General features: G+C 41.1%; 10 protein-coding genes, 3 tRNA genes, 3 rRNA genes and 1 other annotated feature. Of the genes, 1 reads left to right on the forward strand and 15 read right to left on the reverse strand.

What is annotated here, in order from left to right; translation table 11 throughout:
* Positions 1–49 precede the first annotated feature (49 nt).
* The 6 genes from ACWPVE_RS09020 to guaB all read right to left on the reverse strand — a co-directional run bounded on the left by ACWPVE_RS09020 (position 50) and on the right by guaB (position 6641).
* A tRNA-Ser gene (locus ACWPVE_RS09020) sits at positions 50–142 on the reverse strand.
* 103 nt (positions 143–245) lie between these two features.
* Positions 246–1529 carry a serine--tRNA ligase gene (gene serS, locus ACWPVE_RS09025; RefSeq protein WP_453992597.1) on the reverse strand — a complete coding sequence of 428 codons (1284 nt, stop codon included), beginning with the start codon at positions 1527–1529 and terminating at the stop codon, positions 246–248.
* A gap of 92 nt (positions 1530–1621) precedes the next feature.
* Positions 1622–1834, reverse strand: a binding site (T-box leader).
* Positions 1835–1987: 153 nt separating this feature from the next.
* Positions 1988–2578: a pyridoxal 5'-phosphate synthase glutaminase subunit PdxT gene (gene pdxT / locus ACWPVE_RS09030; RefSeq protein WP_453992599.1), complete on the reverse strand. Its 591-nt coding sequence runs from the start codon at positions 2576–2578 to the stop codon at positions 1988–1990.
* Positions 2579–2596: 18 nt separating this feature from the next.
* A complete protein-coding gene (gene pdxS / locus ACWPVE_RS09035) occupies positions 2597–3481 on the reverse strand; it encodes a pyridoxal 5'-phosphate synthase lyase subunit PdxS (RefSeq protein WP_453992601.1) in 885 nt (294 codons plus the stop codon).
* Positions 3482–3682: 201 nt separating this feature from the next.
* Complete coding sequence (locus ACWPVE_RS09040; RefSeq protein ID WP_453992603.1) at positions 3683–5038, reverse strand: D-alanyl-D-alanine carboxypeptidase family protein; 1356 nt, start codon at positions 5036–5038, stop codon at positions 3683–3685.
* A gap of 136 nt (positions 5039–5174) precedes the next feature.
* On the reverse strand, positions 5175–6641 hold the full coding sequence (guaB, locus tag ACWPVE_RS09045; RefSeq protein ID WP_453992605.1) for an IMP dehydrogenase: 1467 nt from the start codon (positions 6639–6641) through the stop codon (positions 5175–5177).
* Positions 6642–6799: 158 nt separating this feature from the next.
* Between guaB and ACWPVE_RS09050 the strand changes: the two genes are divergently transcribed.
* Positions 6800–7810 (forward strand): YaaC family protein, encoded by a 1011-nt coding sequence (locus ACWPVE_RS09050; protein ID WP_453992607.1) that lies wholly within the window; start codon positions 6800–6802, stop codon positions 7808–7810.
* Between the two features lie 306 nt (positions 7811–8116).
* Here the strand turns inward: ACWPVE_RS09050 and rrf are convergent.
* The 9 genes from rrf to remB form a co-directional block, all read right to left on the reverse strand.
* Positions 8117–8232: ribosomal RNA gene (rrf, locus tag ACWPVE_RS09055) — 5S ribosomal RNA — on the reverse strand.
* Positions 8233–8405: 173 nt separating this feature from the next.
* A 23S ribosomal RNA gene (locus ACWPVE_RS09060) occupies positions 8406–11337 on the reverse strand.
* A 150-nt stretch (positions 11338–11487) separates the two neighbouring features.
* Positions 11488–11563 (reverse strand) — tRNA-Ala (locus ACWPVE_RS09065).
* Between the two features lie 17 nt (positions 11564–11580).
* Positions 11581–11657 (reverse strand) — tRNA-Ile (locus ACWPVE_RS09070).
* A gap of 219 nt (positions 11658–11876) precedes the next feature.
* Positions 11877–13426, reverse strand: a 16S ribosomal RNA gene (locus ACWPVE_RS09075).
* The 16S, 23S and 5S rRNA genes sit together here with 2 tRNA genes alongside, the layout of an rRNA operon.
* A 366-nt stretch (positions 13427–13792) precedes the next feature.
* Entirely contained in the window at positions 13793–14860 is a 1068-nt protein-coding gene (locus tag ACWPVE_RS09080; protein ID WP_453992609.1) for an HD-GYP domain-containing protein, read from the reverse strand.
* A gap of 95 nt (positions 14861–14955) precedes the next feature.
* Complete coding sequence (gene gyrA, locus ACWPVE_RS09085; protein WP_453992611.1) at positions 14956–17484, reverse strand: DNA gyrase subunit A; 2529 nt, start codon at positions 17482–17484, stop codon at positions 14956–14958.
* A gap of 330 nt (positions 17485–17814) precedes the next feature.
* The gene (gene gyrB, locus ACWPVE_RS09090) at positions 17815–19737 is read right to left on the reverse strand and encodes a DNA topoisomerase (ATP-hydrolyzing) subunit B (protein ID WP_453997434.1); all 1923 of its coding nucleotides are present in this window, start codon (positions 19735–19737) and stop codon (positions 17815–17817) included.
* A gap of 63 nt (positions 19738–19800) precedes the next feature.
* Positions 19801–20064, reverse strand: a complete 264-nt coding sequence (gene remB, locus ACWPVE_RS09095) for an extracellular matrix regulator RemB (protein ID WP_453992613.1) — start codon at positions 20062–20064, stop codon at positions 19801–19803.
* Positions 20065–20067: the final 3 nt, after the last annotated feature.

The following is a 20067-nucleotide window of genomic DNA, read 5'->3' on the forward strand; positions in this document are numbered from 1 at the left end:
TAACGAGTCCATCTCCAATACTTTATGCGCTAGTATTATTTGTCATTTATGGCGGAGGAAGAGGGATTCGAACCCCCGCGGGCTTTAACACCCCTGTCGGTTTTCAAGACCGATCCCTTCAGCCGGACTTGGGTATTCCTCCGTATCGACAAGAATTAATATACCACATTATAAAATGGTATGTCAACATTATTTATTATTTTTTTGCGGGCTAGAATTATTGAATAATCCTAGCCCTACTTTTCTTAAGATTTCGGACCGATTACTTCCTTCCCTCGCATATAAGGACGCAATACTTCAGGAATGATCACCGTACCGTCTGCTTGCTGGTAATTTTCTAAAATCGCAGCAACCGTTCGGCCAACCGCAAGTCCAGAACCATTTAATGTATGAACATGTTCAGGCTTAGAGTCGCGATCACGACGGAATCGAATATTAGCACGTCTTGCCTGGAATGCTTCAAAATTACTACAAGAAGATATCTCGCGATAAGTTCCATAGCTTGGTATCCAAACTTCGATGTCATATTTTTTTGCGGCAGTAAAGCCCAAATCTGCACTACACATATTTAAGACACGGTATGGAAGACCTAGTAACTGAAGCACTTTTTCTGCATTTGCAGTTAGGCTCTCTAGTGCTTTATAAGAATCCTCTGGCTTTACAAATTTCACTAATTCAACCTTATTAAATTGGTGCTGACGAATCAAGCCCCTTGTATCTCTTCCTGCTGAACCCGCTTCTGAACGGAAACACGCACTAAATGCTGCGTATTTAATTGGTAGATCCTCACCACTAACAATTTCATCACGATGAAGATTCGTAATTGGAACCTCAGATGTTGGAATTAAAAAGTAGTCTTCACTCTCAATGAGGAAGGCATCCTCTTCAAACTTTGGAAGTTGCCCCGTTCCCGTCATACTTGCTCGATTGACAAGGTATGGTGGAATCACTTCTTCATACCCATGTTCCTCCACATGAAGGTCTAACATGAAGTTAAATAATGCTCTTTCCAGTCTTGCCCCAAGTCCTTTATAAAATACAAAGCGACTCCCAGTAACCTTCCCAGCTCGTTCAAAATCAAGGATTTCAAGTTGATCAGCTATTTCCCAGTGTGGCTTTGGTTCAAAATCAAATTGTGGGAGCTCACCCCATTTACGAATTTCAACGTTGTCATCTTCTGATTCACCAACTGGGACACTTTCATGAGGAATATTTGGAATAGACAACAGAAGATGTTCTAATTCTTCTTCTACATTCCGTAATTGAGTATCTAACTCTTTGATTTTATCTCCCACTTCACGCATTTCTGTTATTAGAGCATCCGCATCTTTTTTCTCTCTTTTTAAGACTGCAATTTGTCCTGATACTTCATTTCGTCTGCTTTTTAATTCTTCTGTCTGAACAATAAGCTCACGACGTGTTTTGTCCAGCTCCTCAAAACGTCCTAGGTCTGTTAAATCCTCACCACGGTGCTGAAGTTTTTCCTTCACCTCATCGAAATGGCTTCGTAAAAACTTGATATCTAACATTACCAAAACCTCCTATTATTTATGTAATTAGTAGCATTAACAGATACATAAGCATGAACTCTGCAAAAACATAAAAAACTCCCGTCCCTAATAAAAGGGACGAGAGTTAACCCGCGTTACCACCCTAGTTGAGGATACACGTATCCTCCTCTTGAAAAAGATAACGGATTTACCGGAAATACCTACTAGAAACCGTTCAGCACTTCACTCAAGGATGGATTCACTAGCCCTTTCCATCGGTTCACACCAACCACCGACTCTCTTAAGAAAAAAGACAAGCTACTACTTCCTCTCATAGATTTAACATTATAATTACCCTTTAATGTGCGATAAACCCCCAGGTAAGAAATAAAAATCACCTGTAAAGGTACAATTGGTTCCACTATCCATTAGTGGGGATGATGAAATACCAGTATTAGAAGTTCACTTTATATAAAGTTTTACCATGTTTCATTCGTTTATACAAGTTTTTTTGTTTTTGACTCTTCAACCATCTTTACAAAATAGCCTGTAATACGATGATCATCAGTTAGTTCTGGATGGAAAGAACAACCTAAAAATTGACCTTCTCGTGCAGCTACAATTCTCCCATCATGCTTTGCAAGGATTTCAACGTTTTCTCCAGCTTCTACAATATGTGGTGCTCTAATAAAAACACCGACAAAGTCTTCAGCAATTCCAGGAATCGTAAGTTCTGCTTCAAAGCTTTCACGTTGACGACCGAAGGAATTACGCGCAACTACTACATCCATAAGGCCAAGATGCGGTTCCTTGTGGTCAACCAGTTGTTTTGCAAGTAGAATTAACCCTGCGCATGTACCGAACATTGGCTTTCCCTTTTTAGCAAAGGAACGAAGAGGCTCCATAAAATGATATTTATCAATTAATCGGCGCATTGTTGTACTTTCCCCACCAGGGATAATCAACCCGTCAATTTCTTCTAGCTGTTCTACTGTTTTTACGATGACTGCTTCTGCTCCAGAGGCTTCTATTGAGCGAACATGTTCTCTTACTGCCCCTTGAAGACCTAATACTCCGATTTTAACCATATATGACCATCCTCTAACTTACCAGCCTCGTTCTTGCATGCGTTGGTCTGGTAATAATGATGAAATTTCGACACCTTTCATAGCATTACCTAAACCTTTAGAAAGGTTGGCAATTAATTCATAATCTTGATAATGTGTAGTTGCTTCTACAATTGCACGAGCAAATTTTGCAGGATTGTCTGATTTGAAAATACCAGAACCAACAAAGACACCATCTGCACCAAGCTGCATCATTAATGCCGCATCTGCAGGTGTTGCTACACCACCAGCAGCAAAGTTTACAACTGGTAGACGACCTTCTTGTTTAATTTGAAGGAGTAGTTCATACGGTGCTCCTAGATTTTTTGCTTCTGTCATAAGTTCATCTTCACTCATTCCAACAACTTGGCGAACTTGAGCATTTACTTTTCTCATATGTCGTACTGCTTCTACAATGTTCCCTGTTCCAGGCTCACCCTTTGTACGAAGCATAGATGCACCTTCTGCAATTCGGCGTGTCGCTTCTCCTAAATCACGACATCCACATACGAATGGAACCGTAAAATCACGTTTATTTAAATGGAACTCCTCATCTGCAGGAGTTAATACTTCACTCTCATCAATATAATCAACACCTAGAGCTTCTAGTACTCTAGCTTCTACAATGTGTCCAATACGAGCCTTTGCCATAACTGGAATAGTAACAGCATTCATTACTTCTTCAACGATTGTTGGATCAGCCATTCTAGCAACTCCACCTGCTGCTCTTATATCAGCTGGTACACGTTCTAATGCCATTACCGCTACAGCTCCAGCTTCCTCTGCTATTTTAGCTTGCTCTGCATTCACAACGTCCATAATAACGCCGCCCTTTTGCATTTCAGCCATTCCTCGTTTTACTCGATCTGTACCTGTATTTGCCATCACGATTCCCCCTACATGTTAGTTAGCGATTTATAGGCATTATCATACCATATTTTAATAGATAGTAAATGCCTAGTAAAAAATAAATCTGCGAATATTCGAACATATACTTTTATTTCCTACTAATTATACCAAATTTATAGGCAATTAAAACATAGAAAAATCTCCCTCTATAAATAGAAGGAGATTGAATGATCTTTATTAGAACCAACCTTTAACTGTATTCGCAGCACTTGACCAAATGTCACCAAAGAACCCACCGATTCCCCTCATCATGAGCACGAACCAATTTGTCTTTTCAACACTAGAGTCTGTCACGAGTGTTACCTGTAACTTATCTTCACTATTTGGCGTAATATATCCCAAATCATCACCATCACCATTATAAGAAATAGCCATATGTCCAACCTTTGTTCCTTCTTCAAATGGTGCTGTTATTTCTTTATCTTTTGATACAACTTTCTTATCAAAGTTATATTTGCCTTTATAAGCGGATTTATCTTCACCTTTTTTCACTAATAGTCTTACAGGCGATTTTGTGGAGATTTCCACCTTTTTCTCTTTACCTTTAACAACCTTTAATTCTTTATTGCCCTTTAATTGATAGCCTTCTGGGAAGACTTCAATTTGTTCAAAGTTATTAAAACCATAATCTAATAGTTTACGAGTTTCATTAAATCGTTCAGGTTCACTTTTGGCACCCATTACAACTGAAATTAAACGCATCCCATTTCGTTCTGCAGTTCCAGTAAAATTATACCCAGCCAGTGGTGTTGTACCTGTCTTTAACCCATCTAGTCCTTCGTAATAGAAGTTAGAAAAATAAGGAGACTCATTTGGATCATGTTTTAACATCCAATTCCAGTTGTTTAGTTTTTCACCATAAAATTCAAATTGTGGAATACTAGAAACTTCTAATACCTCTGGGTAGTCTCGAATTAAAGAATAAGCTAATAAAGCTACTGATTTTGCAGATAGTAGGTTTTCTTCATCTGCACTTGATCCATTAATACGGTACTCACCTAACATACTATTTGGTAGACCCGAACTATTTACAAAATGAGCATCTTGTATACCTAGTTCAGCAGCTTTTTCATTCATCATCTTCACAAATCCGTCTTCTGTTCCACCAATTAAACGTGCAAGTGCCATGGTCGTTGCATTATCAGAGTAAATAGCCATCGCATAATATAATTCTTTAACTGTATAATTATGGTTCAATCGAAGACCCACACCAGATGAGTTTGAATTAGCAGAAAGAGAGTGTAAGAATTCATCAATTTGTGTTTCAGTTTCCCAGGTAATGGTCCCTTCATCAATTGCCTCTAACACTAGGTATTCTGTCATCATTTTAGTCATACTTGCAATAGGGGCTGGAACATCTGCATTATTTTCATATAAAATCTTACCTGTTTCAGCATCAATCAAAATAGCATTTTTTGCATTTATATTAATAGCAGGTGCCGCATTTGCAGGAGTGACTTGCCCCACAAAGAGCGATAGCAAAAGGACTGCTATAAAACTTATAATCAATCTCTTTTGTGTATTTTTTTTCACATTTTAAACCTCCACTTCATATTTAGCACAAAAAACATTTTAACATATCAGCCTCAAAAAAAATAGATAGAGCACCTGTCTCTATCTACCACTATTTAAAAATCCTACCAATGGATTACTATTTGTTATATTTTGTTTAGAGTGTTGAGTAATTCGGTGCTTCCTTCGTGATCTGAACATCATGTGGATGGCTTTCACGTAATCCTGCACCTGTCATTTTAATAAATTGTGCGTTTTCCCTTAATTCCTCTAGATTTTTCGTTCCACAATATCCCATACCAGAACGAATACCACCTAGTAATTGATAAATTGTATCTGTTAATGGACCTTTATATGGAAGGCGGCCTTCAATACCTTCAGGAACAAACTTTTTCGCATCTTCTTGGAAATAGCGGTCTTTGCTTCCTTTTTCCATTGCTGCTACAGAACCCATACCTCGATATACCTTAAAACGACGACCTTGGAAAATTTCTGTTTCACCTGGACTTTCAGACACACCTGCTAGTAAGCTTCCTAGCATAACTACATGTCCTCCAGCAGCTAACGCTTTTACGATATCACCAGAATATTTAATACCACCGTCTGCAATAATGGATACACCATGTTTTCTAGCTTCTGTTGCACAATCATAAATCGCTGTAATTTGAGGAACACCCACGCCCGCAACAACACGTGTTGTACAAATAGAACCAGGTCCAATTCCTACTTTTACGACATTAGCACCAGCCTCGATTAGAGCTCGAGTAGCTTCTGCAGTCGCAACGTTACCCGCGATAATATTTAAGTTTGGATATTGATTTCGAATTTCTTTTACTGTTTCAAGAACACCTGCTGAGTGCCCATGTGCTGTATCTACTACAATTGCATCCACTCCAGCTTCTACTAGCTTTGCAACACGTGGCATTGTATCTTTTGATACCCCAACTGCTGCTCCTACCAATAATCGTCCTTGTGCATCTTTAGCAGAATTCGGAAACTCAATAACCTTTTCAATATCTTTAATTGTAATTAATCCCTTTAGTACTCCATTCTCATCAACAAGTGGAAGCTTTTCAATTTTATATTTCTGTAAGATTTTTTCCGCTTGTTCTAATGTTGTACCAACAGGGGCAGTCACTAGATTTTCTTTTGTCATAACATCAGAAATTTGAATCGAATAATCCTGAATAAAACGAAGGTCACGATTGGTTAGGATACCAACTAAGATTTGCTCTTGTGGATTATTTACAATTGGGACACCTGAAATACGATATTTTCCCATTAAATGCTCAGCATCAAATACTTGATGACTTGGAGTAAGGAAAAATGGATCCGTAATAACGCCACTTTCTGAACGCTTAACTTTATCAACCTGTTCGGCTTGTTGTTCAATAGACATATTTTTATGAATAATACCTAATCCACCTTGGCGTGCCATTGCAATTGCCATTTCATGCTCTGTAACAGTGTCCATACCCGCACTAACAATTGGAATATTTAACTTGAGCGTTTCAGTTAATGCTACCCCAAGATTTACATCCTTTGGTAATACCTCAGATTTAGCTGGTAAAAGCAAAACATCATCAAACGTTAATCCTTCTTTGGCAAACTTAGTTTCCCACATGTAATAAATCCCCCTTCGATTGCAAAATATTATTAGTAGATTATCAACTGGGCAAACTACTGTCAAGAAGACACTGATATGTTTAATAATTCAGAGTTTTTTATTATCTACTTTAACACCAATTATATCTGTTTGCTTTTTTATTGGAGGTCTCTAAATTGTTTGATTATCGTTTTATTTGGCAATCATTTAATGCGCTTCACGCAGCAAATACCACTCAACACTTGCTTCAAAAATGCTATGAAAAAGCTGGGTTTACTGATGCAGATAAAAAGAGTTACGAAAACAGCTATCCCTTTATTTATTATTTGGAGCACGGCCAAAATTATTATCAACTATCAGAAAATGCCCCTTTATCAATTAAGCCAGTCCTTCTATTTTATGGAATGGTTCAATTGTTAAAGGCTTGTTTACTTACTGTTGACCCACAATATCCAGAATCAACCTCAGTACTAGCTCATGGCGTATCAACTAGAAAACGAAAAAAGCAAAGCTATGAATTTTTTCAAGATGAAGTGAGGGTGCAGAAAAACGGTTTATTTTCCCACTTTTCTGAGCGGATGTTTCATGTGAAACAAATTGAAGGCGAAAAATACACAATGGAACAGCTATTTAAAAGGATTCCAGAATTACATAATTTATTTGTGTTACATTTTCAACAAAGGATATACATTAAAACACCCGTTACAAATGATAATGTGCTTTTAATTCCAAGTGAATCACTAGATCATTTCCACATGACTTCTCGGAGATTTTTGGATTTTATAGAAAAGGTCTTACCATTCCCTACTTCATCTACCAAAAGTGAAGTAGAGGAAAAAGGAAGTGATTCCATCACTGTAAAAGTGAATACGTCGAAATTTCTTTTGCCACTATGGAGTTCGCCACTTTTATATCATTTATATGAGGATACCTATTATTTACCAAAGGAAAGGGAACTAATAACATTCTTTCCTGAAGTCATGACTCACTACTTACTTCTATATAATTTAAGTATGATATCCAGATATGAGACGGAATGGTGGAGTGAGTTACTTCATTCCTACTCAAGTAATGATTATCCATTTATCAGACAGTTTCTTGCGATTTCAGCGGAAAAGGTACCCTTTCTGCTTTATCTGTTCCTGAAGGAGAAAATTGACGGGTTAGAAGGCGAATTCGGAATGTAAAGGAAAATACTTGCTCCTGACCAGTATCATAGGGATGAGCACTAGGTATAATTATTTTCATTTTGCCAATTAGTTAGTGGTATTGTATGTAGATTTGGGAGTAGACCGTTGGAAAGTTTGCGGCATGCCGTTTTTTGTTTTGCGTCTTCGTTATATACCAATCAGACAGGTGCGGCATGCCGTTGATCGTTTTACTTATCTATATATTAAACGCTCGCAATACGCTTCTCCAAAGATCCACAACTAACCCCGATCCCTTGATTTAAGCACAAAAAAAGACCAACCATAACGGCTGATCTTTTAGGTGCTTAGCGACGTCCTACTCTAACAGGGGCAATGCTCCAACTACCATCGGCGCTGAAGAGCTTAACTTCCGTGTTCGGTATGGGAACGGGTGTGACCTCTTCGCTATCGTCACTAAACTATAAGAAGGATTCATTCCTTCAAAACTAGATAACGTACGCACATTCATTAATGTCTTGCTTCGGCTCCTAGCCTCTCGAGGTCGCTTCACTTCTTCTGTCAAAGTCTATGACTTTTCCCTCAGAAGTTCCAGCGCTTGTCGTGGCTGTACAGTCGCCTGCGCATTTCTATTTTGGTTAAGTCCTCGATCGATTAGTATCAGTCAGCTGCACATGTCACCATGCTTCCACCTCTGACCTATCAACCTCGTCATCTTCGAGGGATCTTACTAGTTTAACACTATGGGAAATCTCATCTTGAGGGGGGCTTCATGCTTAGATGCTTTCAGCACTTATCCCTTCCACACATAGCTACCCAGCTATGCCCTTGGCAGGACAACTGGTACACCAGCGGTGTGTCCATCCCGGTCCTCTCGTACTAAGGACAGCTCCTCTCAAATTTCCTACGCCCACGACGGATAGGGACCGAACTGTCTCACGACGTTCTGAACCCAGCTCGCGTACCGCTTTAATGGGCGAACAGCCCAACCCTTGGGACCGACTACAGCCCCAGGATGCGATGAGCCGACATCGAGGTGCCAAACCTCCCCGTCGATGTGGACTCTTGGGGGAGATAAGCCTGTTATCCCCGGGGTAGCTTTTATCCGTTGAGCGATGGCCCTTCCATGCGGAACCACCGGATCACTAAGCCCGACTTTCGTCCCTGCTCGACTTGTAGGTCTCGCAGTCAAGCTCCCTTGTGCCTTTACACTCTACGAATGATTTCCAACCATTCTGAGGGAACCTTTGGGCGCCTCCGTTACTCTTTAGGAGGCGACCGCCCCAGTCAAACTGCCCACCTGACACTGTCTCCAAGGCCGATAAGGCCTTCGGGTTAGAATTTCAATACAGCCAGGGTAGTATCCCACCGACGCCTCCACCGAAGCTAGCGCTCCGGCTTCCAAGGCTCCTACCTATCCTGTACAAGCTGTACCAAAATTCAATATCAGGTTGCAGTAAAGCTCCACGGGGTCTTTCCGTCCTGTCGCGGGTAACCTGCATCTTCACAGGTACTATAATTTCACCGAGTCTCTCGTTGAGACAGTGCCCAGATCGTTACACCTTTCGTGCGGGTCAGAACTTACCTGACAAGGAATTTCGCTACCTTAGGACCGTTATAGTTACGGCCGCCGTTTACTGGGGCTTCGATTCAGAGCTTCGCTTGCGCTAACCCCTCCTCTTAACCTTCCAGCACCGGGCAGGTGTCAGCCCCTATACTTCGCCTTGCGGCTTCGCAGAGACCTGTGTTTTTGCTAAACAGTCGCCTGGGCCTATTCACTGCGGCTTTTCAGGGCTATGCACCCTAAAAAGCACCCCTTCTCCCGAAGTTACGGGGTCATTTTGCCGAGTTCCTTAACGAGAGTTCTCTCGATCACCTTAGGATTCTTTCCTCGCCTACCTGTGTCGGTTTGCGGTACGGGCACCATTTACCTCGCTAGAAGCTTTTCTTGGCAGTGTGGAATCAGGAACTTCGGTACTATATTTCCCTCGCCATCACAGCTCAACCTTACGGTAAGCGGATTTGCCTACTTACCAGTCTAACTGCTTGGACGCACATATCCAACAGTGCGCTTACCCTATCCTCCTGCGTCCCTCCATTGCTCAAACGGTAAAGAGGTGGTACAGGAATATCAACCTGTTGTCCATCGCCTACGCTTTTCAGCCTCGGCTTAGGTCCCGACTAACCCTGAGCGGACGAGCCTTCCTCAGGAAACCTTAGGCATTCGGTGGAGGGGATTCTCACCCCTCTTTCGCTACTCATACCGGCATTCTCACTTCTAAGCGCTCCACCAGTCCTCACGGTCTGACTTCGCTGCACTTAGAACGCTCTCCTACCATTGTTCGTAAGAACAATCCACAGCTTCGGTGATACGTTTAGCCCCGGTACATTTTCGGCGCAGAGTCACTCGACCAGTGAGCTATTACGCACTCTTTAAATGGTGGCTGCTTCTAAGCCAACATCCTGGTTGTCTAAGCAACTCCACATCCTTTTCCACTTAACGTATACTTTGGGACCTTAGCTGGTGGTCTGGGCTGTTTCCCTCTTGACTACGGATCTTATCACTCGCAGTCTGACTCCCGAGAATCAAGTCTTTGGCATTCGGAGTTTGACTGAATTCGGTAACCCGATGAGGGCCCCTAGTCCAATCAGTGCTCTACCTCCAAGACTCTATACTCGAGGCTAGCCCTAAAGCTATTTCGGAGAGAACCAGCTATCTCCAAGTTCGATTGGAATTTCTCCGCTACCCACACCTCATCCCCGCACTTTTCAACGTACGTGGGTTCGGGCCTCCATTCAGTGTTACCTGAACTTCACCCTGGACATGGGTAGATCACCTGGTTTCGGGTCTACGACCACGTACTCATTCGCCCTATTCAGACTCGCTTTCGCTGCGGCTCCGTCTCTTCGACTTAACCTTGCACGTAATCGTAACTCGCCGGTTCATTCTACAAAAGGCACGCCATCACACATTAATGTGCTTTGACTACTTGTAGGCACACGGTTTCAGGTTCTATTTCACTCCCCTCCCGGGGTGCTTTTCACCTTTCCCTCACGGTACTGGTTCACTATCGGTCACTAGGGAGTATTTAGCCTTGGGAGATGGTCCTCCCAGCTTCCGACGGGATTTCACGTGTCCCGCCGTACTCAGGATCCACTCAAGAGAGAACGAAGTTTCGACTACAGGGTTGTTACCTTCTCTGACGGACCTTTCCAGGTCGCTTCGTCTACTTCGCTCTTTTGTAACTCCGTATAGAGTGTCCTACAACCCCAAGAGGCAAGCCTCTTGGTTTGGGCTATCTTCCGTTTCGCTCGCCGCTACTCAGGAAATCGCGTTTGCTTTCTCTTCCTCTGGGTACTTAGATGTTTCAGTTCCCCAGGTCTACCTTCGCTTACCCTATGAATTCAGGTAAGGATACTGCCCCATTACGAGCAGTGGGTTTCCCCATTCGGAAATCTTCGGATCAATGCTTACTTACAGCTCCCCGAAGCATATCGGTGTTAGTACCGTCCTTCATCGGCTCCTAGTGCCAAGGCATCCACCGTGCGCCCTTTATAACTTAACCTGTTCGGCTTCGATAAGCTGCAAATTTCTTCGCTTCTCATGCGCCTATAAGTTTAAAGAACTTTACTTCAATGAATGTTTTGTTACGTTATCTAGTTTTCAAGGAACAAAATAACTGATTTCAATCAATTACGATTTCATCAGTAAGATTTGGTGGAGCCTAGCGGGATCGAACCGCTGACCTCCTGCGTGCAAGGCAGGCGCTCTCCCAGCTGAGCTAAGGCCCCGAATATTTTTTAATGAATGGTGGGCCTAAATGGACTCGAACCATCGACCTCACGCTTATCAGGCGTGCGCTCTAACCAGCTGAGCTATAGGCCCATTCATATATTTAACTAGAGAACAATAGCTCTCTCAAAACTAAACATAATACAAAACGTCTTTTTTATGAAGTTCGTAGAACTTCTATTGTCTAGCTACGGTTCCTATCCTCTCGAGGTTGCTTCACTTCTTCTGTCAAAGTCTGCTGACTTTTCCTTCAGAAGTTCCAGCACTTGTCGAGGCTGAACAGTCACCTTCGCTTTTCGACTTTTTCCTTAGAAAGGAGGTGATCCAGCCGCACCTTCCGATACGGCTACCTTGTTACGACTTCACCCCAATCATCTGTCCCACCTTAGGCGGCTGGCTCCTTACGGTTACCCCACCGACTTCGGGTGTTACAAACTCTCGTGGTGTGACGGGCGGTGTGTACAAGGCCCGGGAACGTATTCACCGCGGCATGCTGATCCGCGATTACTAGCGATTCCGGCTTCATGCAGGCGAGTTGCAGCCTGCAATCCGAACTGAGAATGGTTTTATGGGATTGGCTTAACCTCGCGGTTTCGCTTCCCTTTGTACCATCCATTGTAGCACGTGTGTAGCCCAGGTCATAAGGGGCATGATGATTTGACGTCATCCCCACCTTCCTCCGGTTTGTCACCGGCAGTCACCTTAGAGTGCCCAACTGAATGCTGGCAACTAAGATCAAGGGTTGCGCTCGTTGCGGGACTTAACCCAACATCTCACGACACGAGCTGACGACAACCATGCACCACCTGTCACTCTGTCCCCGAAGGGAACGTCCTATCTCTAGGAGTGTCAGAGGATGTCAAGACCTGGTAAGGTTCTTCGCGTTGCTTCGAATTAAACCACATGCTCCACCGCTTGTGCGGGCCCCCGTCAATTCCTTTGAGTTTCAGTCTTGCGACCGTACTCCCCAGGCGGAGTGCTTAATGCGTTGACTTCAGCACTAAAGGGCGGAAACCCTCTAACACTTAGCACTCATCGTTTACGGCGTGGACTACCAGGGTATCTAATCCTGTTCGCTCCCCACGCTTTCGCGCCTCAGCGTCAGTTACAGACCAGAGAGCCGCCTTCGCCACTGGTGTTCCTCCACATCTCTACGCATTTCACCGCTACACGTGGAATTCCGCTCTCCTCTTCTGCACTCAAGTCCCCCAGTTTCCAATGACCCTCCACGGTTGAGCCGTGGGCTTTCACATCAGACTTAAAGGACCGCCTGCGCGCGCTTTACGCCCAATAATTCCGGATAACGCTTGCCACCTACGTATTACCGCGGCTGCTGGCACGTAGTTAGCCGTGGCTTTCTGGTTAGGTACCGTCAAGGTACCGCCCTATTCGAACGATACTTGTTCTTCCCTAACAACAGAGCTTTACGATCCGAAGACCTTCTTCGCTCACGCGGCGTTGCTCCGTCAGACTTTCGTCCATTGCGGAAGATTCCCTACTGCTGCCTCCCGTAGGAGTCTGGGCCGTGTCTCAGTCCCAGTGTGGCCGATCACCCTCTCAGGTCGGCTACGCATCGTTGCCTTGGTGAGCCGTTACCTCACCAACTAGCTAATGCGCCGCGGGCCCATCCGTAAGTGATAGCGAGAAGCCATCTTTTAATATAAGACCATGTGGTCTCATATGTTATCCGGTATTAGCTCCGGTTTCCCGAAGTTATCCCAGTCTTACAGGTAGGTTGCCCACGTGTTACTCACCCGTCCGCCGCTAATCTTTGGGAGCAAGCTCCCTTAGATTCGCTCGACTTGCATGTATTAGGCACGCCGCCAGCGTTCATCCTGAGCCAGGATCAAACTCTCCAATAGAGTATTGATTGCTCAATAAGTTTTGTTACTTAGAATTAACGTTGACGCTTGTATTATGTTTAGTTTTCAAAGAACTATTTCATCGCACCGAAGCGACTTTATTAATATATCACACTATCATAATTAAAGTCAAATGTTTTTTTGAAATAATAAAAGATAGTAGATAATGAATAAGACTTTTGAATTATATATGCTTTATGCTCCTTAATCAAGTGTTTTTTACGAAAGTTTTATTATTTCCCTATAAACAAGATTATCTCGAATTGGTAGTTGTCTGTTTATAATTAATAGGTTCTGGTTAATACGCAATATATTCAGCATTAAAGAACTTGTTCAATAAAATTAAAACCTCCAAATTGGAGGCCTTTAAATTATTTCTTCTATGAAAATATCCCGGTAGTTTCTTAAATCAAAAAGTTCATTTTCACTTAGTTTTATTAATGGTCTTGTCGGCTGTATTTTATCAATAAATAGAATCTCACCGATTTGTCCATTTGATAGTTTTACATTCGAACCAATTGATATATTACAAACTATGTCTGTTAGAGCATCCATTACTTTCATATCAAATTTTCCAAATGACTCACTTCTAATTTCCTCGAGCACTTTAAAAGAAGGATGTCGATTACTATAAGGTCTATCTGAGATCATAGCTAAATACGCATCAGCAACCGCAATAATCTTTCCAAATCGGTGCATTTTTTCTCCTGTCACTCCCAGTATATAACCCGTACCATCCATACGTTCATGGTGCTGAAGTACTGCTAGCTTTACACTATCTTTAATGAGCGGTATCTTCTCAATCATTCGGTAACTGTAAAGAGGGTGTTTTTTAATCTCGCTATATTCAGCTTGAGTAAGGGATGAAGTTTTGGCTAAGATTTTAGGGTCTATTTTTGCCATTCCACAGTCACAAAGTAATCCCGCTATTACTAATTGATAGCAATCTCCCTCGCTGTATTGCAATTTTCTACCAAGATAACCAGAAAGTAATCCTAGTGTAATAGAGTGATGATAAATATAGTTTTCACGATTGGTATATGTATGTAATGAGAGTAGTTCATTTGGATTGTCCTTTATTCTTTTGAATAATGGAAGAATAGTTTGACGCACCTTGGTAATATCAACTAATGCGCCCGCTTGCCAACTATGGAACAGAAGCTTGTATTGGCTTACAGATTTAAGAAAGTCTTCTACTATTGTATTTTTCTTTTCTAAGACTTCTATTTCCTCTATCTGCTCTTCAGGGGTGAAGGGTTCGCCAGTGATTAAAAATGATTCAACATGTACATCTTGTATTAGGAATGCTTGAAGGACATCTATATGCTCATTTGTTAATACAGTTTTTTTAAGAATGATTGGATTATTTGTTAAAGAAAAAATATCATTCGATACAATGCATCCAGCTTGTAACTGACTTGTCTTCACACGCATTTTCTTCTACCTCGACTTTCAATCGAATACTCGTATCATTCATTTTACCAAAAAAGGAGAAATACTGCACCGCAGCATTTCTCCCTTTCTATCGTTTATTCTTCTTCTTCTTCGCTAACTGATTGATTCTCATCTGTTACCGTTTCTGTTACTTCAAGTTCGCCTTCTTGTACTTCCTGTTCTTCTTGTTCCTCTTCTTCCTTCTCAACAACTGCTACTGTTGCTACATGTCCATTTTCATCTAAACGGATGAGCTTAACACCTTGAGTTGTACGGCCAATTTGTGAAATATCTCCAATTGACATTCTAATTAGAACGCCATCAGCAGTAATAAGCATGAGATCATTCTCTACCGTAACTGCTTTTACCGCAATGACTTTACCATTCTTTTCGGTAATATTGACTGTTTTTAGTCCTTTACCACCACGGCTTTGGATACGATATTCACTTGCTGGAGTACGTTTTCCATATCCATGCTCAGTTACGATTAGGACATCGAGATTATCTTCTAGTATTTCCATTCCGACTACTTCATCGTCTTCGGAGAGATTGATTCCTTTAACACCTGCAGCTGTACGGCCCATTGATCGTACATCTGACTCAGGGAAACGAATAAGCATTCCATCTCTCGTTCCGATAATGATATCTTTTGTACCATCTGTGAGTCGAACAGAGATAAGTTCATCTCCCTCATGTAAGCCAACAGCGATTAATCCACCTTTACGGATATTAGCAAAAGATGATAGTGGAGTTCGTTTTGAGATACCTTTTCTAGTTGTAAAGAATAAGAACCAATCATCGACAAGCTCAGATACTGGGATTATTGCATTTATCCATTCTTCTTTATCAATTTCTAGTAGGTTAATGATTGGAATTCCTTTTGCTGTTCTACTAAATTCAGGAATTTCATACCCTTTTAGACGGTAGACTTTTCCTTTATTTGTAAAGAATAGGATTGTATCATGAGTTGAAGTTGATAGAAGTTGTTCAACAAAATCATCTTCATTTGTTCCCATTCCTTGTATTCCACGGCCACCACGTTTTTGGCTACGGTATGTTGAAACTGGAAGACGCTTAATATACCCTTTATTCGTGAGAGTAAGAATGATATTCTCTCTTGGGATTAAATCCTCATCTTCAATCATTTCAAGTCCACCAGCTAAAATTTCAGTACGTCTTGTATCGTTAAAACGTTCTTTCAATTCTAGTAATTCTTCACGAATAATTTCTAGTACTTTTTCTTCGTCAGCTAATATAGCTTTTAATTCCGCAATTAATGCAACAAGCTCTTGGTATTCTGCTTCAATTTTATCACGTTCTAAGCCTGTTAAACGCTGTAAACGCATATCTAAAATCGCTTGAGCTTGCTTTTCAGATAGATCAAATCTTGTCATTAAGCCTTCGCGAGCTATATCTGTATTTTGTGAGCCACGAATTAACGCAATAATTTCATCAATATGATCTAATGCAATTCGTAAGCCTTCTAAAATATGTGCCCTTGCTTCGGCTTTTCGAAGTTCAAATGCTGTTCTACGTTTGATAACCACAACTTGATGGTCTAAGTAGTATTGTAAACATTGCTTTAGATTAAGAACTCTAGGATGCCCGTTCACAAGGGCAAGCATATTGATTCCAAATGTAGTTTGCAATGCAGTATGTTTATATAAATTATTTAAGAGAACATTCGCATTTGCATCTTTTCGTACTTCCATCACGATCCTCATACCAGTACGGTCTGATTCGTCACGAAGATCTGTTATCCCTTCAATTTTTTTATCTCGAACTAATTCAGCAATTTTTTCAATTAGTTTTGCTTTGTTAACTTGGTATGGAAGCTCTGTAACAATAATAACTTCCTTCCCATTTTTCATTTGTTCAATTTCAACTTTTGCACGAAGGGTGATGGAACCTTTTCCAGTTTCATATGCCTTTCTAATGCCACTTCTACCAAGAATATGTCCAGCAGTAGGAAAATCTGGGCCAGGAATAATATCCATTAATTCAGCAATCGTGATTTCAGGGTCCTTACTGATTGCTAGAACACCGTCAATCACTTCACCTAATTGGTGAGGTGGAATATTCGTTGCCATTCCTACTGCAATACCCGCTGCACCATTTACTAAAAGGTTAGGAAAACGTGCAGGGAGAACAGCTGGTTCTTTCTCAGAACCATCATAGTTATCCTGATAATCGATTGTGTCTTTATTGATATCACGCAATAGTTCCATTGATATTTTGGACATACGTGCTTCTGTATAACGCATGGCTGCTGCTGCATCACCATCTACAGAACCAAAGTTTCCGTGGCCATCAACTAACATATAACGATAGTTAAAATCTTGAGCCATACGTACCATCGTATCGTAAACAGCAGAGTCACCATGTGGATGGTACTTACCAATTACTTCTCCTACGATACGTGCTGATTTCTTATAAGCCTTTTCAGCAGTCATGCCTAAATCGTTCATTGCATATAGAATTCGGCGGTGAACAGGCTTTAGACCATCACGAACATCTGGAAGAGCTCGTGACACGATTACACTCATCGCATAGTCTAGGAAGGATGTTTTCATCTCTTGGCTAATATTTATTTCACGAATATGCGAATTTTGACTTTCTGACATAAAAAGTAACCTCCTTATCAGGGGTATAAAATAAAGTGAAACTTCATTCAGTGGGGATTCTTTCCCATTGAAAGTTAGTCGAACCAATTGGGGCCTTTACTAGTAATTGATCTACCACTTTTTCTTCTTTAGCTTATCTAAAGACTGAAGGGGTGGGGATCTCACTGCTAGTTCATGCGGGATAAATTAGGGTTCTCTTTTTCCCCATTCAATTCTGTAACCAAAACACAGGATAGTCTCGAAACTATCCTGCATTTGGTCACTCTAATCACCTTGACATCTGCCAGAGGCTTTGACTTTGATTAGTCAAGGCTCACTGACTGATTAAAGTTAAACATCTAAGTTTTTAACATATTGAGCATTTTCTTCAATGAAATTACGTCTAGGTTCAACTTTATCGCCCATTAGCATTTCAAAGGTTTCATCAGCATCAATTGCATCTTGTAGCGTCACCTGTAACATCGTACGGTTTTTTGGATCCATTGTTGTTTCCCAAAGTTGTTCTGGATTCATCTCACCAAGACCTTTGTAGCGCTGAATGCCTGGTTTTGGATTACTTGGTAATTCGGCTAAATATTTTTCTAATTCACGGTCATTGTATGCATATTCAACTCGTTTACCTTGTTGAATTTTATATAATGGCGGTTGAGCTATATAGACAAAGCCATGTTCGATAATCTTGCGCATAAAGCGATAGAAGAATGTCAATAATAAGGTCCGAATATGCGCACCATCAACATCAGCATCGGTCATAATAACAATTTTATGATAGCGTGCTTTTGTAATATCAAAATCTTCCCCAATACCTGTACCTAATGCTGTAATCATCGAACGTACTTCATTATTGGATAAAATCCGATCAAGTCTTGCCTTCTCAACGTTAAGGATTTTTCCTCGTAGCGGTAGGATTGCCTGGAAATGACGGTCACGTCCCTGCTTAGCAGAACCTCCCGCGGAATCACCCTCAACGATATAAAGTTCACTTATAGAAGGATCTTTTGACGAACAGTCAGCAAGTTTACCTGGTAAGCTTGAAACCTCCAGCGCACTTTTTCTTCTGGTTAATTCACGAGCCTTTTTCGCTGCTAGACGTGCTCTTGCGGCCATAGTCCCTTTTTCAACAATGGTTCGAGCAACTGAAGGATTTTCTAATAAAAACGACTCAAATTTTTCAGAGAAGACAGACTCTGTGACAGTTCTCGCTTCACTATTTCCAAGTTTTGTTTTTGTTTGTCCCTCAAATTGTGGGTCTGGATGCTTAACGGATATGATGGCAGTAAGTCCTTCTCGAACATCATCACCCGATAAATTCGCATCATTATCTTTAAAAATATTATTTCGACGTGCATAGTCATTTATGATTCTTGTTAATGCTGTTTTAAATCCAGATTCGTGTGTTCCACCTTCATATGTGTGGATATTGTTAGCAAACGAGTAAATATTACTTGTATAGCTGTCATTGTATTGAAGGGCGATCTCAACTGCAATTCCTTCTTTTTCACCTTCTACAAATACAGGCTCTTCATGAAGGACTTCCTTCGTACGATTAAGGTGCTCAACATACTGTTTGATTCCACCCTCGTAAAAGTATTCTTTACGTTTGTTTTCTTCACGTTTGTCTTCGATCGTGATTTTAACGCCTCTTGTTAAGAATGCAAGTTCACGAAGACGAGTGGCAAGTGTATCAAAATCATATTCTAGTGTTTCAGTGAAAATTTCACCATCTGGCTTAAAGTGTGTAATTGTCCCTGTACTGTCTGTTTCACCAATCACTTTTAACTCAGAAACCACATGGCCACGTTCAAATTTAATGTGGTGAATTTTACCATCTCGATGAACAGTTACCTCTAAACTTGTAGAAAGGGCGTTAACAACTGACGCACCAACTCCATGTAGCCCACCAGAAACCTTATAACCACCGCCGTCGAATTTTCCTCCAGCATGAAGGACTGTCATGATGACTTCAACTGCAGGACGACCCATTTTTTCATGAATACCGACTGGAATTCCACGCCCATTATCAATTACTGTAATACTATTATCTTCTTCAATGATGACATTAATCTCCGTACAATGGCCTGCCAGTGCTTCATCGATACTATTATCAACTATTTCCCAAACTAAATGGTGCAGACCTTTTCCGGATGTTGAACCTATATACATTCCTGGCCTTTTTCTTACAGCCTCTAAACCTTCTAATACCTGTATCTGATTCTCATCATACTCATGTTGTTGTAATTCTTTTTCTTCCATTGCCACCAATATCACCTACACTTTATATTAACGAAAAAGTACGAGTTCGAGTCGCTTCCAACCTTATATTTCTTCTAATATTGTTTCAAAATCGGATACATGCTGGGAACGTTTTTTTAATGTACTTGAGGATAAAGGTGAAAAATATACTTTATCTACCGTTACCACTACAGATTTTGTATTTCCATTTGATAATTCTACCACTCTGTCTTTTTGTAGATCTATATATTCATTAACGATAGAGGAGGATTTTAAAAGCTGTCGATCTAATATCGCAATGACATCTGATGAACGAACCATTACATTGTCTCCCAAATGTATGAACAAATT

It is taken from the genome of Bacillus nitroreducens, assembly GCF_964021195.1.

Bases quoted from the DNA above. Each gene is read 5' to 3' on its own strand.
- serS (WP_453992597.1), bottom strand. From the start codon at position 1,529: ATGTTAGATATCAAGTTTTTACGAAGCCATTTCGATGAGGTGAAGGAA.
- pdxT (WP_453992599.1), bottom strand. From the start codon at position 2,578: ATGGTTAAAATCGGAGTATTAGGTCTTCAAGGGGCAGTAAGAGAACAT.
- pdxS (WP_453992601.1), bottom strand. From the start codon at position 3,481: ATGGCAAATACAGGTACAGATCGAGTAAAACGAGGAATGGCTGAAATG.
- guaB (WP_453992605.1), bottom strand. From the start codon at position 6,641: ATGTGGGAAACTAAGTTTGCCAAAGAAGGATTAACGTTTGATGATGTT.
- ACWPVE_RS09080 (WP_453992609.1), bottom strand. From the start codon at position 14,860: ATGCGTGTGAAGACAAGTCAGTTACAAGCTGGATGCATTGTATCGAAT.
- gyrA (WP_453992611.1), bottom strand. From the start codon at position 17,484: ATGTCAGAAAGTCAAAATTCGCATATTCGTGAAATAAATATTAGCCAA.
- gyrB (WP_453997434.1), bottom strand. From the start codon at position 19,737: ATGGAAGAAAAAGAATTACAACAACATGAGTATGATGAGAATCAGATA.